The organism is Arthrobacter sp. TMS2-4 (assembly GCF_054511075.1).
This window is the reverse complement of the sequence record NZ_JBTNDI010000030.1, coordinates 1-4347: the sequence shown is the minus strand read 5'-3', so window position 1 is coordinate 4347 and position 4347 is coordinate 1. Positions and strand designations below refer to the sequence as shown.

General features: G+C 67.2%; 4 protein-coding genes. 3 read left to right on the top strand and 1 reads right to left on the bottom strand.

Annotated elements, in window-relative coordinates:
* The first annotated feature begins 128 nt into the window (after positions 1-128).
* From ACX80F_RS16835 to ACX80F_RS16825, 3 genes are all read left to right on the top strand, one after another.
* Entirely contained in the window at positions 129-647 is a 519-nt protein-coding gene (locus ACX80F_RS16835; RefSeq protein ID WP_459337532.1) for an SRPBCC family protein, read from the top strand.
* Entirely contained in the window at positions 647-2014 is a 1368-nt protein-coding gene (locus ACX80F_RS16830; RefSeq protein WP_459337531.1) for an FAD-binding oxidoreductase, read from the top strand. Before ACX80F_RS16835 ends, ACX80F_RS16830 begins: the two co-directional genes overlap by 1 nt.
* Before the next feature lie 110 nt (positions 2015-2124).
* Positions 2125-2796, top strand: coding sequence for a DUF4190 domain-containing protein (locus ACX80F_RS16825; RefSeq protein WP_459337530.1), 672 nt, complete (start codon positions 2125-2127; stop codon positions 2794-2796).
* Between the two features lie 77 nt (positions 2797-2873).
* Here ACX80F_RS16825 and ACX80F_RS16820 read toward each other — a convergent pair whose 3' ends face one another.
* Positions 2874-4223: a DUF4032 domain-containing protein gene (locus ACX80F_RS16820; protein WP_459337529.1), complete on the bottom strand. Its 1350-nt coding sequence runs from the start codon at positions 4221-4223 to the stop codon at positions 2874-2876.
* Between the last annotated feature and the right edge of the window lie 124 nt (positions 4224-4347).

Below are 4347 nucleotides of genomic sequence, written 5' to 3'. Positions count from 1 at the left end.
TGCACCCGAGAGAGTGTGGGAGAGTAGGACACCGCCGGACAACCACTCACGGGAAGGCCCCACACCACCAGGTGCGGGGCCTTCCCCACTTTAACAACCACAGCATCCGACACCGGTAGTGTCGATGTATGAGTGGATTGTTCTCGCACCCTTCCGCCGAGCCGGGCGTTCCGGAAGGACGACCGGACCTGCGGTTCTCGGAGTCCGTACCAGCGCCCGCCGATCATGCCTGGGCGGGACTCACGCAGCACCTCCATCTGTGGTGGCCGGCCGACGAGCTGAGCCGTTGGGGGGCGGACAGCTTCTTCGATCTGGAGGACAACGCCCTCGTCGAGACGTCCGCTCACGACGATGAGAATGTCTGGGGGGAGGTCACCGACAGCCATCCCGGGGACTGGCTCCAGATGTCCTGGCGACATGTCGGATCCTCTGCGGCGACTGTGGTGCGTATCGAGATGACGGCGGGTCGTGCGTCAGTCCCCTCGGACGGCGCACATCGCGATCCAGGAGAAGGCGCGCCCGGGATGACACTCACGCTCATTCACGGCGGGTGGACGGCGTCGGATCCGCAGGACGTCTACGACTTCTACCGGGGCTTCTGGCCCGGTGCGTTGTCGCGCTACCGACGTTTCATGGGCGGGTCCTGATGGTTGGCGTGCCGCTCGACGACCTCGAGCATGCACTCCCGGGCAGAGTGTCCACCGACCCTGAGGACCTTGCCCGGAACAGCCGGGACCAGGGCCCGGTCCTCGAGCCGGCACTTCCGTGTGCGGTGATCCGCGCCGCAACCGTCGAGGACGTGCAGGTGGTGCTGCAATGGGCAACCCGCCATCGCGTACCGGTGGTGAGCCGGGGCGCTGGGTCCGGGGTGTCCGGTGGCGCGCACGCGACACAGGGCTGTGTCGTCCTGTCACTCGAACTCATGGACCGGATCCTCGAGATCAATCCGGACGACGAGACCGCCGTCGTCGAACCGGGGGTTATCAATGCCGACCTCAACACTGCCGTTGCGGAGTATGGCCTGATGTACGCCCCGGATCCCGCCAGCTACCGGTGGTCCACCATCGGAGGGAACGTCGCCACGAATGCCGGTGGGCTCCGCTGCGCGAAGTACGGCGTGACGCGGGATTCGGTACTCGCCCTGAAAGTGGTGCTGGCGGACGGCACCCTCATCTCGACGGGGCATTCGACGTTCAAGGGTGTCGCCGGATACGACCTGACAGCCCTGATGACCGGTTCGGAGGGGACGCTGGGCGTGGTCGTGCAGGTCACCGTGCGTCTTCGTTACCTGCCGGAGGAGGTCCGGACCCTCGCCGCGTTTTTCGGGGATTTCCCGAAGGCGGCAGCCGGCGTCCTCGCCATCGGCCGCGCCAGGGTACAGCCCTCGATCCTGGAGCTCCTCGACGGAAGGACCCTCGAAGCCCTCGATGGTGTGCATGGCTCCGATCTTCGGGGGAGAGGGGGATCGCTCCTGCTCGTCAGGACGGACGGTTACGGTGCCGAGGCAGAGGCCGGGGTCATCCGGTCGGCACTCCTCGGCGTTGGCGCCGACGTCAGTGAGGAGGGGTCGGAGGAAGCCGAACGGCTCGTGGATCTCAGGCGCCATAGCCGGGGAGACGAAGTGGACGACCTGTTCCGTGTGGGGGAGGACGTCGCCGTGCCGAAATCCCGCCTCATCGACTATGTCGAGGCGCTCGAGGCGACGGCGGCTCGATACGCCGTCCAGCTGAAGGTCGTGGCCCACGCCGGTGACGGCAATCTGCATCCCACCTTCTGGGTCGAGCGCAGTCAGGGGCCGCAGGCACAGGCACGGCTGGATGAGGCACTCGACGAGTCGGTGCGACTTGCGCTCGATCTCGGTGGCACGATCACGGGTGAGCACGGTGTGGGTCAGTACAAGCGGAGGTGGCTCGGGTGGGAGCAACAGCCCGCGGTTCTCGAGTTGCAGACCCGCATCAAGGAGGTCTTCGACCCCCTCGGTATCCTGAATCCAGGAAAGGCCATCGTCGCCTGATCGTTGCCGCGCGGGGCCGTCCTACCCGGGATCGCGGTGACGCCCGATGATATTCTTCAGGAAACGGTCGGAGATCTCCGTTCATCCCACTACTTCGTTTCGGGGGCAGCATGTCTGACAACAAACCGGGATCGCAGGGCGACCAGCCCTACGGTGAGCAGGACAAGCCGCGATACGGGGAGAACCCCCCGAAGTACGGGGAGAACCCGCCCCGGTACGGGGAGAACCCGCCCCGGTACGGGGAGAACCCGCCCCGGTACGGGGAGGGCCAGCCCCAGTACGGGGAGAACCCGCCGAGGTACGGTGAGGGCCAGCCCCAGTACGGCCAGGCCCCGTCCGACTACGGGCAGCAGCCGCCGACGCCGTATGGGCAGCAGAGCTCGACCTCCTACGGACAGGCGGCGTCCCCCTACGGACAGCAGAGCCCCTACGGCCCGGGTGCCGGCAACTACCCCGGACAGCAGGGTTACCAGACCCAGACGGGGGAGAACCCGGGCAGGACGCTCGGCATCGTCGGTTTCATCCTTGCGATCCTCATCGCCCCGGTCGGCCTGGTCATCAGCATCATCGCCTTCGTGAAGTCCCGGAGGGCGGGGATGGGCAACGGCTTCGCCCTCGCCGGCATCATCATCGGAGCGCTGTTCACCATCATCGGGGTGATCACCGCCATCGCCCTGATCGCATTCTTCGGCGACCTCACGCAGCAGATCGTGGACGCGTGCCAGGGGCAGCCCTCGGGAACACCGGTCACCATCCAGGGCCAGCCCCTGACCTGCCCCTAGCAGTACGCAGGAGCAGACGAGGGGGCCGGCAGTCATGGGCTGCCGGCCCCCTCGTCGCGTGACCCTGAATCGGCGACCTATTCTTCGTCCTCGTCGATCCCGATCGTCTTCGCATCGGCGGTCAGCATGATCGCGGCCTCGTCCCGGCGGTGACGCAGCTCGTCGTCGAGGTAGGACTGTACGGCTTCGGCCATGGGAACGTTCCTGTCCTCCCGCTCCGACATGTACCACCTGTGTTCGAGCACCTCGTGGACGACCTCGGCGGGCTCGAGCTTCCCGCCCAGTTCACGGGGTACGGCACGGACGATGGGCTCGAAGACCTCGTTCACCCAGAGGTGCGCGCTGAACTCCTCGTCGAGCGTCGGGTTGTTGTCCGCCCGGTAGGCGTCCATGTCATTGAGCAGGCGTCGGGCCTGGTTCTCCTGGGCATCGAGGCCCGTGAGGCGCAGGAGCCGGCGGCTGTGGTGGCCGGCGTCGACGACCTTGGGCTGCAGCTGGATCTGCGTCCCGTTGGCGGCGGTCTTGATCGCGTACTCCTCGACATCGAAGCCGAGCTCGTTGAGACGGCGGATACGGGCCCCCACACGCCAGCGGTCGCCGAGTTCGAACGATTCCTGCTCGGTCAGCTCGCTCCAGAGGCGGCGGTAGCTGTCCATGATCAGCTCGCTGGTGGCGAGTGGATCCACCTTCTCCTCGATGAGGCCTCCCTCCGCGAGGTCCATCAGTTCGCCGGCGATGTTCACGCGGGCGATCTCGAGGTCGTACTCGCGCTGGCCCGTGGACAGCTCGGGATAGAGCTCCCCCGTCTCGGCGTCGACGAGGTACGCGGCGAAGGACCCGGCATCGCGCCGGAACAGGGTGTTGGAGAGGGAGACGTCTCCCCAGTAGAAACCGATCAGGTGGAGACGCACGAGGAGCAGTGCCTGCGCGTCGATGAGTCGGGTCAGCGTGTCGCGGCGCAGGGTCTGGGAGAACAGCGCCCGGTACGGAAGTGAGAACTTGAGGTGACGGGTGACCAGGACGGGGTCGAGTTCCTCCCCCTCCGGTGTGGCCCGGCCTGAGATCACGGCGACGGGCTCGACGCAGGGGACGTCGAGGCGCTGGAGCTTGCGGAGCATGTGGTACTCGTGGCGGGCGATGTGCTCCCCGGTCTCCTTCACGGCGATGACGGACCCGCCGAGGTGCGCGAATCGCACGATGTGCCGGGAAATGCCCCTGGGGAGGGCGGCGAGGGCACTGGCAGGCCAGTCCTCGAGGGCGATGTGCCAGGGCAGGTCGAGAAGCTCCGGATCGGTGGTCGAGGCCGTGATGTTCAGGGAGCCCAGGCCGGGTGCCTCCGAGGATGCAGGACGCACCCGCGGCAGCTTGCCGGTCTGGTCGTAATCCGTCGGCTCGTCATGCCACTGCGCGTTCGAGGTCTCTGTCATGGATGCTGCCTTCGTCTTGGGGCGGGGAATGAGCCTGCTTCAAGCGTAGTGGTGGTTAAACGGCGGCGGGGGGGGGGGGGGGGGGGGGGGGGGGGGGGGGGGGGGGGGGGGGGGGGAGAGGTGT